The 19242-nt window shown below is 66.7% G+C and carries 8 protein-coding genes; 7 read left to right on the top strand and 1 reads right to left on the bottom strand.

Annotated features, from left to right (window positions below; genetic code table 11):
• The first annotated feature begins 987 nt into the window (after positions 1-987).
• On the top strand, positions 988-2232 hold the full coding sequence (locus ACQEU8_RS03875) for a hypothetical protein (RefSeq protein WP_433096794.1): 1245 nt from the start codon (positions 988-990) through the stop codon (positions 2230-2232).
• A 122-nt stretch (positions 2233-2354) separates the two neighbouring features.
• On the opposite strand, the gene ACQEU8_RS03870 is transcribed toward ACQEU8_RS03875, so the two are convergent.
• On the bottom strand, positions 2355-3065 hold the full coding sequence (locus ACQEU8_RS03870; protein WP_433096792.1) for a hypothetical protein: 711 nt from the start codon (positions 3063-3065) through the stop codon (positions 2355-2357).
• A gap of 797 nt (positions 3066-3862) precedes the next feature.
• Between ACQEU8_RS03870 and ACQEU8_RS03865 the strand changes: the two genes are divergently transcribed.
• The 6 genes from ACQEU8_RS03865 (at position 3863) to ACQEU8_RS03840 (ending at position 19231) form a co-directional block, all read left to right on the top strand.
• A complete protein-coding gene (locus ACQEU8_RS03865) occupies positions 3863-5107 on the top strand; it encodes a hypothetical protein (RefSeq protein ID WP_433096790.1) in 1245 nt (414 codons plus the stop codon).
• A 664-nt stretch (positions 5108-5771) separates the two neighbouring features.
• Positions 5772-7022, top strand: coding sequence for a hypothetical protein (locus ACQEU8_RS03860; RefSeq protein WP_433096788.1), 1251 nt, complete (start codon positions 5772-5774; stop codon positions 7020-7022).
• Between the two features lie 1599 nt (positions 7023-8621).
• Positions 8622-9851: a hypothetical protein gene (locus ACQEU8_RS03855; RefSeq protein WP_433096786.1), complete on the top strand. Its 1230-nt coding sequence runs from the start codon at positions 8622-8624 to the stop codon at positions 9849-9851.
• 221 nt (positions 9852-10072) lie between these two features.
• The gene (locus ACQEU8_RS03850) at positions 10073-10324 is read left to right on the top strand and encodes a hypothetical protein (protein ID WP_433096784.1); all 252 of its coding nucleotides are present in this window, start codon (positions 10073-10075) and stop codon (positions 10322-10324) included.
• Between the two features lie 829 nt (positions 10325-11153).
• A complete protein-coding gene (locus ACQEU8_RS03845) occupies positions 11154-18293 on the top strand; it encodes an SDR family NAD(P)-dependent oxidoreductase (protein WP_433096782.1) in 7140 nt (2379 codons plus the stop codon).
• Positions 18290-19231 (top strand): LLM class F420-dependent oxidoreductase, encoded by a 942-nt coding sequence (locus ACQEU8_RS03840; RefSeq protein WP_433096780.1) that lies wholly within the window; start codon positions 18290-18292, stop codon positions 19229-19231. Before ACQEU8_RS03845 ends, ACQEU8_RS03840 begins: the two co-directional genes overlap by 4 nt.
• The last annotated feature ends 11 nt before the right edge of the window (positions 19232-19242 follow it).

The raw sequence follows: 19242 nt of genomic DNA, 5'->3' as shown, positions 1-19242 counted from the left end.
TCCTGGGCCGGGTCTCAACGCCCGTGCCCGCCCTATGGACAGTGCGCGGTTCAGACCGTCATGGGCTCCGGGCGACCAAGTCATTTGCGCCATGGACGGGCGCCAGCCTGCGCGGAAATGGAGGACATGCCGATCCGGGCAATCCGCTGCTTTGCTGTCCTGGAACGCCCGGACGAAGCAGAGGCCCCTACGTCATGGCCGCTCCATGTGGCGAGCTGCTTTCGGAGCCGGTGGCGGGCCAGACCGACTGCTGCTTTGTGAGTATTGTCGGGAATTCGTCTCCGGCTGGGACAGGCCAAGCGCGTGAGCGCCCGCCGACAACTCGTGCACCTACCTGCCCGATTGGGAAATGCTCTCCCCAGCAGTCCTGGGTTGCCCCTTGCGGCCTGAACGGCCCAGGGGGATTCGAGGTTCCGAGTTCGCGGCTTTGTTTCATTGCTCGTCGAGAGCTTCGACCCGTCTACCGGATTCCGCTGACGGCATTGGGGGAGGACGGAACTCAAGTCACCGGCGTGGGGCCTGAACTGTCTCTGTCTCCAGGTGAACCGTGCGGGTTCTGTCCTCGTTGCAGGGGCGGAGGTGTTGTCGTCCCGTTCTGTGTGCACGAGGAGGTGGGATGCCGCGAGACAGGGTCTGCGGGGAGGGCGGCGCGTGCGCGACGAGGGCTCTTGGGGTGTCCGTCCGAGCTTGTCGTTCGTGGCCACGGCCACGACTGACCGAGGTCGCGGCGTTTGAACGCGGCCGCGCGGAGCAGCGGAGCCCGCTCGGGCGGGGCAGCTTGTCCCACAGGCCGGCAGCGGATGCGGGCATCCGACACGCCCGGGTAAAGACAGAGGCGAAAGCGGGGGGAAAGCTCGCAAGAAAACGGAATGTGCAGTGTCATTACCATTTGCCGGCGGGTAAAAGGAGTAACCGCCGGGCCGGCGGGCCCGTGCGACCCGTGATGCGCGGAAGCAGCCCTTCATTCTGATTCACTGGGAGGATATCGTGCCGAACTCGATCGTTGATGATCTCAGGCTCTCACATGCCTATCTCCTCTGGGTCCGCCAAGCGCCCGAGGAGCGCCGGGGAACGCTGCCGGATCGTGAGGTGGAGATCACTGTACCGGCCATGCCGCCCTACCCGGAAGAAGTGGTGCACCTCGGAGAAGAACTGCACAGCTTCCTCAACCCCACCAATCCCGGGGCAGGAGAAAACCTAGTAGAAGCGCTGAGTACGGGCGGCGTCCCGGTGGACAATCTGAAGGACCTGGGCTGGCACATCCACCCAGGAATTCTGAACGATGATCAACTCGCCAATTGGACAACAAGCGTCGACCTCAGGGACGCCAGCAGAATCAATCGGCTCTACGAGGAAGGACGGGTATCGAGGGGCTACGTGCCGTCCAAGATCGATTCGCTGGCAACGAATGAGAAGCGCGGGATTCCCGAACCGGACTGGTCCGTAAGAATCAGGAGGCGGCTGCATGATAAGAAGGATGGAAATCCACTGGGTCCTGCAGCGGCATGGGCACTGATTGACAACGGGGTCCCCATTAAGCCTTCGCCATGGGAAGGTTATGCGCACATTTCTGCCGAGGCGCAATTGGATAGCCAGAGGGCCGCGCTCGAAAGAAGTAAAGAATATGGGCGAAATATTCGCGCCTTGTATGAATGGGAAATAATACCTCGCGAACACGTACCAGCCTCCGGTCCTCGCGGGAAAAAGTGGCCGGACTGGGTGAAGGAAACCCTGAAACGAATCGTTAATCTCGCACAGAAGGGAGGTACAGCCGCCGCGTGGGAGGAAACGGAAATCGCTGCTCTGCATGATGCCACTGGACTCACGCTGGAGCCCACTAAAAATGGCCAGAGCTTCAGGATCTCCGCAGCAAATCTGAAGAAATATCCCGCCGCAGCTATCCTGGCGGCCCTGGATAAGCTGGAGCCCGAGTTGCGGGAGTACGGACCCAGTGGCCCGTCGCAGCAGGCGGCACCGGGGGCGGCGGAGCCCGCTCCGCAGCTGGGCGCCTCTTTTGGGCAGCCGCCGGCCTCGCCCTCATTCCAGCCCTCTGCTCCTCCCTTTCCTCAAGCCTTTCCTCAGAATCCGACCTGGGCCGAGGCGACGAGGGCGTTTGCTCCACCGGTCCCCAGCGGGTACCAGAATCCGTCGTCCGCAGGCCAGGCAGATATGCCCAGACGGGAAGCCGAACAGCAGCGGTCCCCGCAGCAAGGGTCCAAACAAAGGCGGTAGGAGAAGCAGCCGGCGGCGGCCGATTGGCGAGGCTCTTGCCGGGCCGATGGTCCCCTCGGGTCACCGATGCCGCGCCGGCTGCGCCGCCCCAGGGTGCTGGTCTGCGCTTTCAGGGACCCGATCTACCGTGACCGTCGTCTGTTTCGTGTGCTGCTGCTTTGTGGGTTTTGGGGAGGCGTGTTCTGCGCGGCAGCGTCGCGGGCTTGAATTCGTGCTGATCGGCGGCGTGGTGTTTGGGTCTGCGGCTGTGGTCCGGGCTGTTCCTGCTGAGTGCGAGCGTGACGGGCCACGTCGGCGTTTTCGGGTTGAGCGGGTGCCGGGGGGTGTTGCGGCGGGGTGTATGCGGGTGGCAGGTCGGGAGCTTGCCACGGTGTATGAGATTGCGGGTCCGCCGAACGTTCGCGGACATAGGCCGGGAGTTGTTCGTTGTGAGCGGCCGGGTCTGGTGCGGAGTATCCAGGCAGGGGCGGCGTCTCGGGCCAGTCGGCTTCTTGACCGTACGCGTCGACCAGATAGACCTCATTTGGGTCTGAAGATCCCCGCCCTGGTGTGGCGAAGTTGAAGGACTGTGGTGTCCCCTGAGGGCCTGGCCGCCCGCTGGGGTCGTACAGATACATGGAAAAAGCATCCTGGGCGAAACGTAGTTCAGCTCGGTCCAGAGCATCCCTCTCCGGCTGGGACAGATCAAGCTCGTCCACGCCCGCCGACAACTCGCGCACGTACTGCCCGATCGGAAAATTTTGCTCGTAGCAGTCCTCGGTTGCATCCTGCGGCGTGAACCGGGCGTTATCCCTGTGATCGATGGATCCGTAGAAAATGCCCTGGTTGCTCATGTATCCAAAATATTGCCTAATCGACGTTGTGATGTCGTCGGCCGACCATTCCCGCCCGCTATTATCGGCCCACGGACGTTCAGGGTTGCGAGTCCACGGCATTTTTGCTCCTCGTGAAAATTTTCCATAGTGCTTCTGCTTCTGCTGTGGCGTTGCTCGTCGAGAGTTTCGACCCGCCTCCTCGGCTCTTCGACCGGGGCTCACACCCTCTGTACGTGCTCCTACCTCTGAACGGTTCACCGTTGTGATGGGGGAGTCGATGACGGGGCTTCCTCGAGCTGGCCACCGATCAGGTGGCGGTCCACGCAGCCTCGAGTCACGGGCACGCGGCTTGAACCGTCTCTGTCTCCAGGTGAACCGTGCGGGTTCTGTCTTCGTTGCAGGGGTGGAGGTGTTGTCGTCCCGTCCTGTGTGCGTGAGGAGGTGGGATGTCGTGAGACAGGGTCTGCGGGGAGGACGGCGTGTGCGCGACGAGGGCTCTTGGGGTGTCCGCCCGAGCTTGTCGTTCGTGGCCACGGCCACGACTGACCGACGTCGTGGAGTTTGAACGCGGCTGCGCGAAGTGGCGGAGCCCGCTCGGGCAGGGGCAACTGTGTCCCACAGGCCGGCAGCGGATGCGGGCATTCGACATACCCGGGCAGAGACAGAGGCGAAAGCAGGGGAAAAGGTCGCAAGAAAATTGAATACAGTGTGATTACCATTTGCCGGCGAGTATGGAATAACCGCCGCGCCGACGGGCCCCTGCGATCCGCGATGCGCGGAAGCAGCCCTTCATTCCGATTCACTGGGAGGATATTGTGCCGAACCCGGCCCTCGATGATCTCAGGCTCTCACACGCCTATCTCCTCTGGGTCCGCCAAGCGCCCGAGCAGCGCCGGGAAACGCTTCCGGATCGTGAGGTAGAGGTCACTGTACCGGCCATGGCGCCCTACCCGGAAGAAGTGGTGAAGCTCGGAGAAGAACTGCACAGTTTCCTCAACCCCGCCAACCCCGGGGCAGGGGACAACCTAGTAGAAGCGCTGAGTACGGGCGGCGTCCCCGTGGACAACGTGGAAGGCCTGGGCTGGCACATCCACCCAGGAATTCTGAACGAGGATCAACTCGCCAAATGGACGGACAGCACAGACCTCAGGGAAGCCGGCTGGATCCATCAACTCTACGAGGAAGAACGGGCGACGAGGGGCTACGTGCCGGTCAAGATAGGATCAGAAAAAGCGAACAAGAAGCGGAAGATTGTCGAGCCGGGCTGGTCCCTGGAGACCCGGAAGATAATGTATCGCAGTCGGACTGGGGAGCATGCGTTTGGCCCTGCGGCGGCATGGGCACTGATTGACAATGAAATCCCCGTCAAGAGTGCGCTGGCGAGGGGGCGTGTGCGAATTACCCGCGAGGCGCCGTTGGATAGTGAGAGGGCTGCACGCGAACGAGGTGAGATGCTTGGGCGAAATATTCGTGCCTTGTACGACTGGGGAATGATACCTAGTGGGCACCTTCCGTCTTCCGATCCTCGCGGTAAGGTATGGCCGGAGTGGGTGCGGCGAACCATAAGAAGAATTACAGTGCTTGCGACGGAAAGTGACCCAGTCGCCACGTCGGAGAAACCAGAAATCGCCGCACTGGAAGAATCTGGTGGACTTACTCTGAAACCCGCTAAGTCGGGCAAGGGAGATAAGATTTCGACAGATAATGTGCCGATACATCCTATCAGGGAGATCTTGAAAAAGGTGAAGCAGTTGCCGCCCGGCGTGCGGGAGTACGGCCCCGATGGCCCGCCGCAGCAGGCGGCACCAGGGGCGGCGGAGCCCGCTCCGCCGCTGGGCGCCTCTTTCGGGCAGCCGCCGGCCTCGCCCTCATTCCATCCCTCTGCTCCTCCCTTTCCTCTAACCTTTCCTCAGAATCCGACCTGGGCCGAGGCGACGAGGGCGTTTTCTCCACCGGTCGCCGGCGGGTCCCAGAATCCGTCGTCCGCAGGCCAGGCAGATATGCCTAGCCGGGCAGCCGACCAACAGCAAGGACCCCAGCCCAAAAAAATGCGGAAGTAGCAGCGGCCGGCGGCGGCTGGTCGGCGAGGTTCTTGCTGGGCCGATGGTCCCTCGGGGTACCGATGCCGCGTGGGCTGCGCTGCTCCAGGGCACTGATCTGGGCTTCCAGGGACCCGACCTACCTTGACCGCCATCAGTTTCGTCTGCTGCTGTTTCGTGGGCTTTGTTGGGGCGTGCTGTGCGGGGCAGCATCGCGGGCCTGAATTCGTGCTGATCGGCGACGTCGTGTTTGGTTCTCCGGCTGGCCTGAACTGTCTCTATCTCCAGGTGAACCGTCCGGGTTCTGTCTTCGTTGCAGGGGGTGGAGGTCCTGTGTGCCTGAGGAGGTGGGACGTCGCGAGACAGGGTCCGTGGGTGGGCCGGAGCGTGCGCGGCTGCTGAGCCGACGGTGGGTGCCGGCCGACCACGCCAGGCTCTTGGAGTGTCCGTTCGCGGGGTGTCAGCCGTGGCGTGAGCGTGGCCGCGCGCAGCAGCGGAATCCGCTCGGGCGGGGGCAGCTTGTCCAGAGACAGAGGCGGAAGCAGGGGGAAAGTTCGCAAGAAAGCGGAGTGTGCAGTGTCATTACCGGTTGCCGGCGAGTAAGGAGTAACCGCCGGGCCCGACGGGTCCGTGTGATCCGCGATGTGCGGAAGCAGTCCTTATTTCGATTCACTGGGAGGATATCGTGCCGAACCCGACCATCGATGATCTCACGCTCTCACGTGCCTATCTCCTCTGGGCCAACGCACCAGAACCAGGCGAGGATCGCCGGGAAACGCTGCCGGATCGTGAGGTGGAGATCACTGTACCGGCCATGGCGCCCTACCCGGAACAGGTGGTGAAGCTCGGAGAAGAACTGCACAGCTTCCTCAACCCCGCCAACCCCGGAGCAGGACCAAAACTAGTAGTAGCGCTGGGCACGGGCGACGTCCCCGTGGACAACCTGAAGGGCCTGGGCTGGCACATCCACCCAGGAATTCTGAACGAGAACCAACTCGCCAAATGGGCGAGCAGCAGAGACCTCATGGAAGCCGGCTGGATCCATCAACTCTACGAGGAAGAACGGGCAACGAGAGGGTACCTGCCGAGCAGGATAGATTCAGCAGAGCAGAACGAGAAACGGAAGAATTCCGAGCCGGCCTGGTCCGTAGCGACCAGGCAGATACTGCATCGCAGTCGGGCTGGGAAGCATCCGTTGGGTCCTGCGGCAGCATGGGCGCTGATTGACAACGACATCCCTGTCCTGCGTTCACAGACGAATGAACGCGTGCAAATTCAATCGAAGGTGCCGTTGGATAGCGAGAGGGCTGCACGCGAAAGAGGTGAGATGCTTGCGCGAAATATTCGCGCCTTGTACGACTGGGGAATTATACCTAGCGGACAAATTGCGACCTGCATTCCTACCGTGAGTGGGACGCCGAAGTGGGTGCAAGGAACCATAAAAAGAATTGAAGAGCTTGCAAGGGAAAAAGCTGCAGCTGCCACGAAGGAGAAACCGGAAATCGATGCGCTGACAGGGGCTGGTAGATTTACCCTGAAGCCCTCCAAGTCGGGCAAAGCATTCAAGATTTCGACAGATAATTTGAAGAGGTACCCTGTCGCCAATATCATGAAAAACCTGGACCAGTTGCAGCCCGACTTGCGGGAGTACGGCCCCGATGGCCCGCCGCAGCAGGCGGCACTGGGGGCGGCGGAGCCCGCTCCGCAGCTGGGCGCCTCTTACGGGCAGCCGCCGGCCTCGCCCACACTCCGGCCCTCTGCTCCGCCCTTTCCTCAAGCCTTTCCTCCGAATCCGACCTGGGCCGAGGCGACGAGGGCGTTTTCTCCACCGGTCCCCAGCGGGAACCGGAATCCGTCGCCCGCACCCCAGGAAGATATGCCCAGCCGGGCAGTCGACCAACAGCAAGGAACCCAGCGCAAAAAAATGCGGACGTAGCAGCGGCCAGCGGCGGCCGATCGGCGAGGTTCTTGCCGGGCCGATGGGTCCCTCGGGGTACCGATGCCGTGTCGGCGGCGCTGTCCCAGGGTGCTGGTCTGGGCTTCCAGGGACCGGCCTACCTTGACCGTCGTCTGTTTCGTGTGCTGCTTTGTGAGTTTTGTTGGGGTGTGCTCTGCGCGGCAGCGTCGCGGGCCTGAATTCGTGCTGATCGGCGACGTGTTTGGTTCTCCGGCTGTGGTCCGGGCTGTTCCTGCTGAGCGTGGGCGTGACGGGCCACGTTGGCGTTTTCGGGCTGAGGGGGTGCCGGGGGCTGTTGCGGCGGGGTGTATGCGGGTGGCAGGTCGGGAGCTTGCCATGGTGTATGAGGTTGCGGGTCCGGCCGATGTTCGCGGACATACGCCGGGAGTTGTTCGTTGGGAGCGGCCGGGGCTGGTGCGGGATATCCAGGCAGGGGCGGCGTCTCGGGCCAGTCGGCCAGTTCGCTGTACGGGTTGGCCAGATAGAACTCGTCCGGGGCGAAGTTGAAGGACTGTGGTGTTCCCTGGGGGCCGGGCCGCCCGCTGGGGTCGTACAGGTACATGCGATAAGCGTCATCGTGCGCAAAACGAAGCTCAGCTCGCCACAGAGCATGCCTTTCCGCCCTGGTGAGATCATCATCCTCCACGCCCGCCGATAACTCGCGTACGTACTGCCCGATCGGGAAATCCTCTCCTCCGCATTCCTGGACTGCGTCCTGCGGCGTGAACCGAGCGTTATCCCTGCGATCGATGGATACGGAGGAATAGCCTAGCCGGTCCGTGTATCCAAAATACCCCGAAATCGCGCTCGTGATCTCGTTGGCCGACCAATACCGCCCGGTGTTATCGGCCCAGGGATATCCGGAGTCTTGAGTCCGCGGCATTTTTGCTCCTCGTGAAAATTGTCCATGGTGCTTCTGTTTCTGCTTCTCTGTGGCGTTGCTCGTCGAGAGTTTCGGCCCGCCTCCTCGGCTCTCCGACCGGGGGCTGACACTCTGTACGGCTCCTACCTCTGATTGGTTCACTGTTGTGATGGGGGAGTCGATGACTGGACTTCTTCGAACTGGCCACCGATCAGGTGGCGGTCCACGCGGCCTCGAGTCACGGGCGTGGGGCCTGAATCGTCTCCATCGCCAGGTGAACCGTCCGGGTTCTGTCTTCGTTGCAGGGGTGGAGGTGTTGTCGTCCCGTCCTGTGTGCCTGAGGGGTGGGATGTCGTGGGACAGGGTCTGTGTGTGGGGCGGGGTGTGCGCGACGAGGGCTCTTGGGCGTCCGTCCGAGCTTTGTCGTGCGTGACCAAGGCGAAGACTGACCGAGGTCGCGGCGTTTGAACGCGGCTGCGCGAAGTGTCGGAGCCCGCTCGGGTGGGGCAGCTTGTCCCACAGGCCGGCAGCGGATACGGGCATCCGACACACCCGGGAAGAGACAGAGGCGAAAGCGGGGGAAAGCTCGCAAGAAAACGGAATGTGCAGTGTCATTACCGTTTGCCGGCGAGTAAGGAGTAACCGCCGGGCCGCCGGGTCCGTGCGATTCGCGATGCGCGGAAGCAGCCCTTATTTCGATTCACTAGGAGGATATCGTGCCGAACCCGACCCCCGATGATCTCACGCTCTCGCGTGCCTATCTCCTCTGGGTCAACGAAGACTTCGAGGAGCGCCGGGAAACGCTGCCGGATCGTGAGGTGGAGATCACTGTACCGGCCATGTGGCCATACCCGAAACAGGTGGTGAAGCTCGGAGAAGAACTGCACAGCTTCCTCAACCCTGCCAACCCCGGAGCAGGACCAAAACTAGTAGTAGCGCTGGGCACGGGCGACGTCCCCGTGGACAACCTGAAGGGCCTGGGCTGGCACATCCACCCAGGAATTCTGAACGATGATCAAATCGCCGAATGGACGGACAGCACAGACCTCAGGGAAGCCGACTGGATCCATCAACTCTACGAGGAAGAACGGGCGACGAGGGGCTACGTGCCGACCAGGATAGACTCAGCAGAGCGGAACGAGAAGCGGAAGAATAGCGAGCCGGACTGGTCCCTAGGAATCCGGAGGAAAATGAATCGCAGTCGGGCTGGGGAAGATTATCCGTGGGGTCCCGCGGCAGCATGGGCGCTGATTGGCAACGAAATCCCCGTCCAGCGTTCACAGGAGAGTGGGCGCGTGCGGATTTCCAGCAGGGCGCCGTTGGACAGCGAGAGGGCTGCGCGTGAAAGAGGTGAGATGCTTGGGCGAAATATTCGCGCCCTGTACGACTGGGGAATAATACCTCTCGAACACGTGCCACCCTCCGCTCCTCGCGGGAGGCAGTGGCCGGAATGGGCGAAGAAAACCCTGAGCCGAATCGCTCATCTCGCAATAAAGGGAGATTCAGCTGTCGCCTCGGAGGAACCGGAAATCACTGCTCTGAACGATTCCGCTCAACTCACCCTGCAGCCCACTGAAAATGGCAAGGGCTTCAAGATCGCCATTCGGAAGACGTATCCCACCGCAGCTATCCTGGCGAACCTGGAACAGTTGCCGCCCGACTTGCGGAAGTACGGCCCCGATGGCCCGTCGCAGCAGGCGGCACCGGGGGTGGCGGAGTCCGCTCCGCAGCTGGGCGCCTCTTACGGGCAGCCGCCGGCTGTGCCCCCATTCCAGCCCTCAGCCGCTCCCCTTCCTCAAAATCCGACCTTGGCCGAGGCAGCGAGGGCGCTTGCTCCACCGATTGCCGGCGGGTATCAGTTCCCGTCGTCCGAAGCCGAGGCAGAGACGTCCAGCCGGGCAGCGAAACAGCAGCGAGAGTCCCATCGGAGGCGAGGGCGGAAGTAGAAGCAGCCAGCAGCAGCCGAACGACGAGGCTCTTGCCGGGCAGGCCGACGGGCCCCTCGGGGAAACGTGTCCGTCGCCCCGAGGGGCCCGGCACGTCGCGCCGGAGTCCCCGGCCTTCGTCGTGAGACGGGCTCGGGTCACCGATGCCCGCGTCAACTGCGCTGCCGGTTATGCAGCTTGTGGAACCGGTTCGGATTCGTGGTCATCGGAGGAGCTCCACGGTGCTGAAGTGGCTCGGCACGTACGTGGCGCACTGGGCGGGGCTGCTCATCCTGGCCACCACTGATGACAACGTGTGGGTTACCGGCGTCCTCGTCATCATCACCCCGGTTGCGGTAGCGCTCGTGCTCCTGCCCTTGGCGCCGGCGCCGGTGGGCGTCCTGCTCGCGCGCCTGCGCGAGCAGGACGACGGCGGTCCGGGTTCACTTGCAAGTGATCTCAGCCCTGGCCAGGGCGCCGCGCAAGTCGCGTGAGTCCCGGCCAAGAGGAGGGCAAGAGGACCCTCCTGGTGCTCGGTGAAGACCCCCCGCTCACCGTCCGGCTGATCGCCTTGACCCCGAACGGAGCACGGAGCCTTGGGCAGGAGGTGTCGCGCTCCCACCGTGGTGATCGGAACCGCTCGACGACGGCCGGAGTTCGGGACCGTATGCGTTCGCGGCGAAGCCTACTGAGTCGACTGACCGGGAGGTTGCCGGCCGGGAGGATACCGACGGGTCATTCGCGACTCTCAGTGGATTGGCCCAGCCGCCGAGTAGCGAGTAACTCGCTTCCGCGGCGGCCAGCATGTCCTTTTCGCGCGATGATTCCGCTACCTCGGCGCGAGCAGCTGCCTCCTTCGGATCAGCGGACTTGGAGAGACGGCGGAGTCGCGTGCTGGCACTCCGGGCCAGGTTCTTGATCATGCTTTCCGAGCGGGTGACTATCACGCTTTTCGAGCGGGTGAACGCGGCAGTTGCAGTGTCTCTGGCGTGTGCTGCGCGTATTTGCCTCTTCTCGGATTTGCTGGCGCTGCTGTAGGCGAAGCCGCGGAGCGTCTGACCAGAGCGCTTCACGATTTCACTGTCGGGGTCTTCGAGGTCGGGCACGTTTCCTCCTCCGGGGCCGGTCGGACAGGACGTACAACGGGCAATCCACCCTCTCGGTTCATCTCCGGCACAGAGGGCCCGCCCCCTCCGCCAACGGCAAAGGTCAAGCGGTAGCAACGGGAACCCCTCGATTGAACCGATACGGCGGACAGCACGTACTGGCGGCCTGGAGATTGCCCATCACCCTCAGCCCGCAACTTTCGAGGGAGCTCAGCGCATGTCGTCTTTCGGACCTTCCCCCCATGCCGCCCGTTCGGTCGGTTCTTCGGACACAACACATCCCGCCGGACCTGAGTCCACGGAGGCCGAGCCCATCGCGATCATCGGCATCGGCTGCCGCTATCCCGGCGGTGTGGCGGACCTGCACGGGTTCTGGGACATGCTCGAATCCGGCACCGACGCGATTTCCGACGTTCCGGCCGAACGGTGGCGTACGACGGACTACTTCGACGCGGACCGCTCGACCCCCGGGCGGATGTTCGTACGGCAGGGCGGCTTCCTCCGTGCGCCGATCGACGAGTTCGACGCCGGGTTCTTCGGGATGTCACCGCGCGAGGCCGCCGCGCTCGATCCCCAGCAGCGGCTGCTGCTCGAGGTCACCTGGGAGTCACTCGAGGACGCCGGTGTCCCGCCGAGTTCGACCGCGGCCGCGAACATCGGGGCGTACATCGGCGGCTTCACCTTCGACGCCGCGACGTTGCAGCTGGCGGAGTCGAACCAGCACCTGGTCAGCTCCGCCACGCCGACGGGCGTGAGCATGACCATGTTGGCCGCTCGGCTCTCCTACGCGTTCGACTGGCGTGGCCCGGCTTTCACCGTCGACACCGCGTGTTCCTCGTCGTTGGTGGCGCTGCACCAGGCGTGCACCGCGCTCGCGCTCGGCGACTGCGAACTCGCGGTGGCCGGCGGGGTGAACGTCATGGTGAACCCGGTCACCACCATCCTGATGTCCAAGGGACAGTTCCTGTCGCCCGACGCCCGGTGCAAGTCGTTCGACCACCGCGCCGACGGCTACGCGCGTGGTGAGGGCGCGGGCGTCCTGGTGCTGAAGCCGCTCTCGTCGGCGGTGCGCGACGGTGACCGTATCCACGCCGTCGTGCGGGGCACCGCGGTGAACCAGGACGGCCGCACGCCCGGCATCACGGTGCCGAGGGTGCAGTCCCAGCGGACGCTGATCGAACGGGCCTGCCGGGTCGGCGGCGTCGAACCCGCCTCGGTCGGCTATTTCGAGGCGCACGGGACCGGGACCGCGGCGGGCGACCCGGTCGAGGCGACCGCGATCGGCGAGGTGCTCAGCGGCTCCTCCGATACGCACTGGATGGGGTCGGTCAAGTCGAACTTCGGGCACACGGAGGCTGCGGCCGGGGTGGCCGGCGTGATCAAGGCGGTGATGTGCCTGCGGCGCGGTGCCATCCCGCCCAACCTGCACTTCGAGAAGCCGAACCCGAGGATTCCCTTCGACCGGCTGCCCATCCGGGTACCGACGGAGACGGTTCCGTTCCCGGAGCGCCAGGGGCCGAGGCGGGCGGGTGTGAACTCGTTCGGCTTCGGTGGGACGAACGCACACGCCATATTGGAGCAATGGCCCGCCCGCGAGCCGATCAGTGCGGCCGATGCGGACGACGGCCGACCGACGCTCCTGCCGCTGTCGGCCCGGAGCCAGGAGGCGCTGCACTCGCTCGTGGCCTCCTACGCGACGCTGCTGGAAGGCCCGGATGCTCCGGCGCTACGGCAGGTCGCCCGTGCCGCCTCCCGGCAGCGCGACCACCATCCGATGAGGACGTTCGTCGTCGCCAGGGACGGCGCGGAGGCCGCGGAGAAGCTACGAAACAGCACTCCCGAGCCGACACGGACGACGCGTCCGCCGGTCGCATTCGTCTACACCGGAATGGGCCCCCAGTGGTGGGGGATGGGCCGTGAACTGCTGGAAACGGAGCCACGCTTCGCGGAAGTGGTCGAGGCCTGCGACGCGGTGCTCGAACGCCATGGCCTGTCGATCGCGGACGAGCTGCGCCGTGACGAGAGCACGTCGAGGCTTACGCGCACGCTGTACGCGCAAGTCGCCAACTTCGCGGTGCAGGCCGGGCTCACCGCGCTGCTGCGTGGCTGGGGAATCGAACCCGACGCGATCGTGGGACACAGCGTGGGCGAGGTGGCCGCGGCGTACGCGGCCGGTGTGTACTCGCTCGAAGACGCCCTCACAGTGAGCTTCCATCGCGCGAATCTCCAGGCCCGCCTAGCCGGACGCGGCGGGATGGCGGCGGTCGACCTGCCGGTGGACGCGGTGACGCCTCATCTGGTCGAGGGCGTGACCGTGGCGGCGGTCAACAGCACCCACGCGACGACCATCGCCGGGGACCACGAGGCCCTGGCGGAGGTAACAGCGGCGCTCACCGCGGCGGGCGCGACGGTGAAGCAGCTGCGGGTCGAGGTGGCGTACCACAGCCCTCAGATGGAGGAGATCCGCGAGCCGCTGCACGCCGCGCTGGAGGGCATCAGCCCCGGCCACGCGCGGGTTCCGCTGTTCTCGACGGTGACCGGGGACCGGGTCGCGGGCCCAGGGCTCGACGCGGGCTACTGGTGGCGGAACGTCCGTCAGCCGGTCCGGTTCGCCGACGCGTTCCGCAAGGTGCTCGCCCAGGGGGTCGGCGCCGTGCTGGAAGTGGGTCCGCACCCCGTACTGGCCCCGGCGATCGACGAGGCGCTGGCCGATCGCTCGGACACCGTCACCCGGCTCGCGTCGCTGCGCCGCGACCGCCCGCAGCGCGAGCAGCTCATGGACACGCTCGGACGGCTGTACGAGGCCGGCGTCGATCCCGCCTGGGAACGCGTCCACCCCGGCCCTCGTGAACACCTCGACCTGCCGCGCTATCCCTGGCACCGCGAGCGCCACTGGACCGAGTCGGCGGTGTCCCGGGAGCGGCGGTTGGGGGCCGACGGTCTGCGCATGGCCGGACGCGCCGTGCCCTCGGTCACGCCGGTGCGGGACGTGGAGCTGACCGCCTCCGCGTTCCCCTACCTCGGGGACCACCAGGTCGGCGAGTCGGTGGTCTTCCCCGGCTCCGGGTACCTGGAGGCCGCGTTGGCCGCTTTCCCGGACGACGAGCCGTGCTTCCTCGAAGACGTCGTCTTCCACCGGCCGCTGGGACTGCCCCCCGCGTCGGTAACGACCCTGCGCGTGGGGTACGACCCGGCGCGGCGTCTGCTCACCCTGCACAGCCGGGCCCAGCCGGACGGCGCCGACTGGACGCTGCACGCCGAGCTGCGGCGCGCCCACGTCGCAAAGCCGCGCGCGGCGCGGCCCCGCGGCGAGAGCGTCGCCGAGCTCACCGAAGGACTGCCGCAGCTCGGCCACGACGACGTCTACGCGAGGCTGACCGGAACCGGGCTGCGCTACGGGCCGGCGTTCCGCACCGTGCGGCGCCTGTGGTGGCGGACGGAGACGCGTGAGGTCTTCGGCGAGCTCGCACTCGACACCGTCGACCAGGAAGACCACCGGTTGCACCCGGTCCTGCTCGACGGTGCGCTGCAGGCCGCCATCACGGGTGCGCACCTGCTCGGAGACGAAGCGGAGCCCGGCACGTATGTGCCCGCCCGAATCGGCGCGCTCCGGTTCTTCCGCTCTCCCGGCACCCGGTTGTGGATACACGGCCGGGGCCGGGACACCGGCAAGCCGGGGACCATCGAGTGCGACCTGACCCTCGTCACGGACGGCGGTGAGGTCGTTGCCGAGGTGGAGGGCTTGCGGGCCAGGCGGCTGGCCGAGGCCGAGGAACGGCCGCCGAACCTGCGTTACGAGCACGTGTGGCAGCCAGAACCGCTGGACCGGGTCGCGGGTGCCGAGGGGCGCTGGATCGTGGTGGGCGCCTCGGCGATGGCGGACGACCTCGCCGGCGGACTGGCCGAACTCGGTGGCGACGTCGTCCGCACGGACACCACCGACGACCGCTGGCTCGGCCACGTCCTCGCCGGTCTGACCGGTGGCGCGGCCTGCCGTGGAGTTGTCCACGTCGAGGGCGCGGGGGACGAACAGGACGAAGGGGCGCAGTTGTGCGGTGCGGTCGCCGCGCCGCTGCGGCTCGTTCAGGAGCTCCCGGCCGGGGCCGGGCCCCTCTTCCTCGTCACCGCGGGCGCGCAGAGCGTCTCCGCCGACGACCCCACGACCGCGCCGACGGCCGCCGCCCTGTGGGGCTTCGGCCGGGTCGTCGCCGCTGAACGGCCGGAGCTGCGCTGCCGGCTCATCGACGTCAGCCCGGCCGACCCGCCGCACGGGCAGCCCTGGTCGCCCGGGTCGCCCGACAAGCTCCTCGACGCCCTGCTCACCGAACTCACCCAGGACGGCTCCGACGAGGTCGCCCTGCGCCCCGAGGGCCGGTACGTCCGGCGGCTGGCGCGGGCCGAGGAAGGCTCCGACCTCGACCACGTCCGTACGAGAACCGACCTCACCCCGGTGCGCCTGCGGCCGCCCGGAGCAGCGGGAGCCGACCTCGGCTTCGTCGCGGCCGGCCGCCGGGCGCCAGGGCCGGGCGAGGTCGAGGTGGAGGTCTCCCGCGTCGGCGTGAACTTCAAGGACGTCCTCAAGCAGACCGGGCTGATCTCGCCGCACGCGGTCGAGGGGAGCCACTCCGGGGACACGCTCGGCCTGGAGTGCTCGGGCACCGTCGTCGGTGTCGGGCAGGGGGTGGCCGACTTGTGCGTCGGGGACGAGGTGTTCGCGCACAGCCGCGACCTGTTCGCGTCCCACGTGACGCTGGAGGCGGTCCGTGTGGTGAAGAAGCCGACGACGCTGTCCCGCGCCCAGGCGGCGTCGCTGCTTCCCGTGGTCACCGCGCACCTGGCCCTGGTGCGGCTGGCCGACGTCCGCTGCGGGGAGCGCGTGCTGGTCCACTCGGCCGCCGGAGGGGTCGGTTTGGCGGCGGCGCGGATCGCGAGGTGGCTCGGCGCCGAGGTGTTCGTCACCGCGGGGAGCGACCGGCGGCGGGAGCTGCTGAGCAGCGAGGGCTTCACCCGGGTCGCCGACTCCAGGTCCTCGTCCTTCGCCGACGACGTGCTCGACTGGACCGGTGGCGCCGGTGTCGACGTCATCGTCAACTCCCTGCCCGCCGACATGATCCACCACAGCCTCCGGACGCTGAGCACGTTCGGGCGCTTCGTCGAGCTGGGCAAGCCCGGTGACGTCGCGGACCACGCTGTGCGGCTGGCTTCCGCGCAGCGGGCCCTGTCGTTCCACACCTTCGACTACGACCAGATGATGGCGCTGCGGCCGGAGGACGTCCGGGCGAGCATGCGCGCCGTCGCGGACCTTCACGAGCAGAACGCGATCGCCCCCTTGCCGTGCAGGGAGTTCCCCGCCGACGACATCGGTGCGGCCTTCCGGGCGATGACGCGCCCCGAGCACCACGGCAAGGTCGTCGTCCGGATGGCCGACGAGCCCGTACGGGTCCCGGCGGAGTCGATTCCCGGCTCGCCGATCCGGCCGGACCGCACCTACCTCGTCACCGGTGGTCTCGGTGGCCTCGGCCGTACGGTCGCCCGCTGGCTCGCGGACAACGGCGCCCGCCACCTGGTGCTCGCCGGGCGGCACGGGGTCACCTCGTCCGCCGCCGCTCGGACGGTGGCCGAGCTGACCGACCGGGGGGTGCGGGTGCGGGTCCACAAGACCGACGTCAGGGACCGCGACCAGATGCGCTCTCTCCTGTCGCGGGTGCGCGCCTTCCTGCCGCCCCTCGGCGGGATCGTGCACGGCGCCGCCGACTTCGACGACGTGGTGCTCTCGGACACCGACGCGCCCCGGCTCGTCGGCGCCACCCGGCCGAAGGCGGACGGGGCCTGGCACCTGCACCAGGAGACCTTGGGCGAGGAACTGGACTTCTTCGTGCTGTTCTCGTCGGTGGCGGCACAGCTCGGTGCGCTCGGCGCGGGCGCCTACGCCACGGCGAACGAGTTCCTCAACGGGCTGGCCCGCCACCGCCGCGCACTCGGACTCCCGGCGACCGCCATCGGCTGGGGAATGATCGACGAGGTGGGTGTCGCGGTGAGCCGCGAGGGCTACGTCGGCGACGTCCTGCGGCGCAACGGCCACGTGGGGATGCCGCCCGCCCGGCTCGTCTCCGAACTCGCCACGCTGCTCCGCACCCGGCCGACCGAGGTGTCCGTCGCCGACATCGACTGGCCTCGGTGGGCCCGCGCCAACCGGCAACTGGCGTCCTTGCCGAAGTTCCGCACCGTGCTTCCGGAAGGCGCAGCGGACGGTGACGGCGGCGGCGACTTCGGCGGTGAGGAATCGGTCGTGAAGCGGCTGAGGGAGGCGACCCCGGACGAGCGCACCGCGATGCTGCCGGCGCTCGTCACCCCGCTGCTGCAGCGGACGACCGGCCTGTCCGAGCAGCAGCTCGGCGACCAGCAGGCGGTGGACGTCGACTCGCTGACCGCCGTCGAGCTGCGCGTCCTGCTCCAGAAACAACTCGGCGTCGCGGTCCCCGCGGCGAGGCTGCAGCGCAGCCTGAGCGTCGACGTGCTCACGAGCCTGCTCGCCGACGAGCTCGACCGGGCGCAGCGGCCCGAGGAGGCCGAGCCTACCGAGCACCTGACGGTCCACGAGATCACCTCGGACGACGGGACGGTCATCTACGGCCACCTCAGCCTGCCGACCGGGGCAGGACCGCACCCGGCCGTCGTCGTATGCATGCCGGGCCACGGCGGAGTGCTCAACTCCCAGGGCGAGTACCGGCACACCAGCGAGCACGCACCGCTGAACGCGGCCGGGTTCGCGGTCCTGTCCGTCGACCAGCGGGGCGCGCCCGGGCACGGACCCGAGTTCCGCGCGCTGGCCCAGATCGGGGGCGGGGACATCGACGACGTGGTCGCGGCGACCCGGTATCTCGCCGGGCTGCCGGAGATCGACCAGGCGCGCATCAGCATCCTGGGGACCAGCCGTGGCGCGTACTCCGCGCTCCTGGCGCTGGAACGCGGGCCCGACCTGTGGCGTCACGGGGTGCTGCTCATGGGCTTCTACGATCCGGTCGGGTTCGTTGCGGCCGACCAGGCCAGGCCCGGCTCGCTGCTGCCGGAGAGCGATCCGGCCGCGGTCGAGAAGTACTTCGCCGCACCGGAGCGCCGGCCGCTGACCGCTCTGGGCGATGTCGGCGCACCCCTGCTGATCGTGCACGGTGACGCCGATCCGGTGGTTCCCCTGACCGAATCGGAAGGGCTGGCCGCGCAGCTGCGCGACGAAGGACTGCCGGGCGAGCTGATCACCGTGCCGGGGCTCGCCCATGACACCGATCACGAGCACACGGTCTGGGCCGAACTGTGGCCCCGGATCACCACGTTCCTCCAGGAGGATGACGCGCGATGAAGTTCAGCATCTTCATGCCGACCGGGTTCGCCCAGGAATTCGCCGACTTCACCGATCCGGTGGCGGCGTACGTCCGGATGATGGAGATCGCCAGGATGGCCGACGACGCGGGCTACCACGCGCTGCTCGCGCCGGATCACCTCACCACGGTGCGGCCGTCGAACTCGATGGTCTTCGAAGCGTGGACGCTGATCGCCGCACTGGCCAGGGAGACCACCAACGTGCGGATCGGTCACCTGGTCACCGGGAACGGCTACCGGAACCCGGCGCTCCAGGCGAAGATGGCGTCCACCGTGGACGTCCTGTCCGCGGGCAGGCTGGAGTTCGGCATCGGAGCGGGCTGGCTCGAGCACGACCACCTGCAGTACGGCTACGAATTCGGCACCACCGGCGAGCGGCTGCGCAAGCTCGAGGAAGCGGTGCAGGTCGTGCTGGCTCTGTGGACCGAGGAGAAGGCCACGTTCGAGGGCCGGTACTACCAGATCAGGGACGCGGTCAACGAACCGAAGGGCGTACAGCGCCCGCACATCCCACTGATGATCGGCGGCGCCGGTGAGAAGGTGACGCTGCGGCTGGTGGCGCAATACGCCGACGCCTGCAACATCATGGATTCCCCCGTAGCGGCGAAGCACAAGTTCGCGGTCCTGCGCGACCACTGCCACGACGTCGGACGCCCGTACGACGCCATCAAACGCACCGTCACGGCCCCGTGCATCATCCGGGACACCGACACCGAGGCACGTGCGCTGATACCGCCGGCCTCGAACTTCGTCTTTCCCGGTGACGTCGGGTCGTACGGCCTGGTCGGCACTCCGGACACGGTCAGGGAACGCATCGCCGCATTCGAGGAGGCCGGGGTGCAGGAACTGATCGTCTACTTCGAGGATCCGACCAGCGTGCGGCAGGTCGAGGAGTTCGCCCGGCTCTTCCTCGCATAGGAGGTGTGAAC

It is taken from the genome of Streptomyces sp. CA-250714, assembly GCF_050936705.1.
In the GTDB taxonomy this organism is placed as follows: Bacteria; Actinomycetota; Actinomycetes; order Streptomycetales; family Streptomycetaceae; genus Streptomyces.
The sequence above is the reverse complement of the archived record's forward strand: the minus strand, read 5'-3'. Positions and strand labels throughout refer to the sequence as shown.

Coding starts and splice junctions, on each gene's coding strand:
- ACQEU8_RS03845 (WP_433096782.1), top strand. CDS start 11,154: ATGTCGTCTTTCGGACCTTCCCCCCATGCCGCCCGTTCGGTCGGTTCT.
- ACQEU8_RS03870 (WP_433096792.1), bottom strand. CDS start 3,065: ATGAGCAACCAGGGCATTTTCTACGGATCCATCGATCACAGGGATAAC.
- ACQEU8_RS03840 (WP_433096780.1), top strand. CDS start 18,290: ATGAAGTTCAGCATCTTCATGCCGACCGGGTTCGCCCAGGAATTCGCC.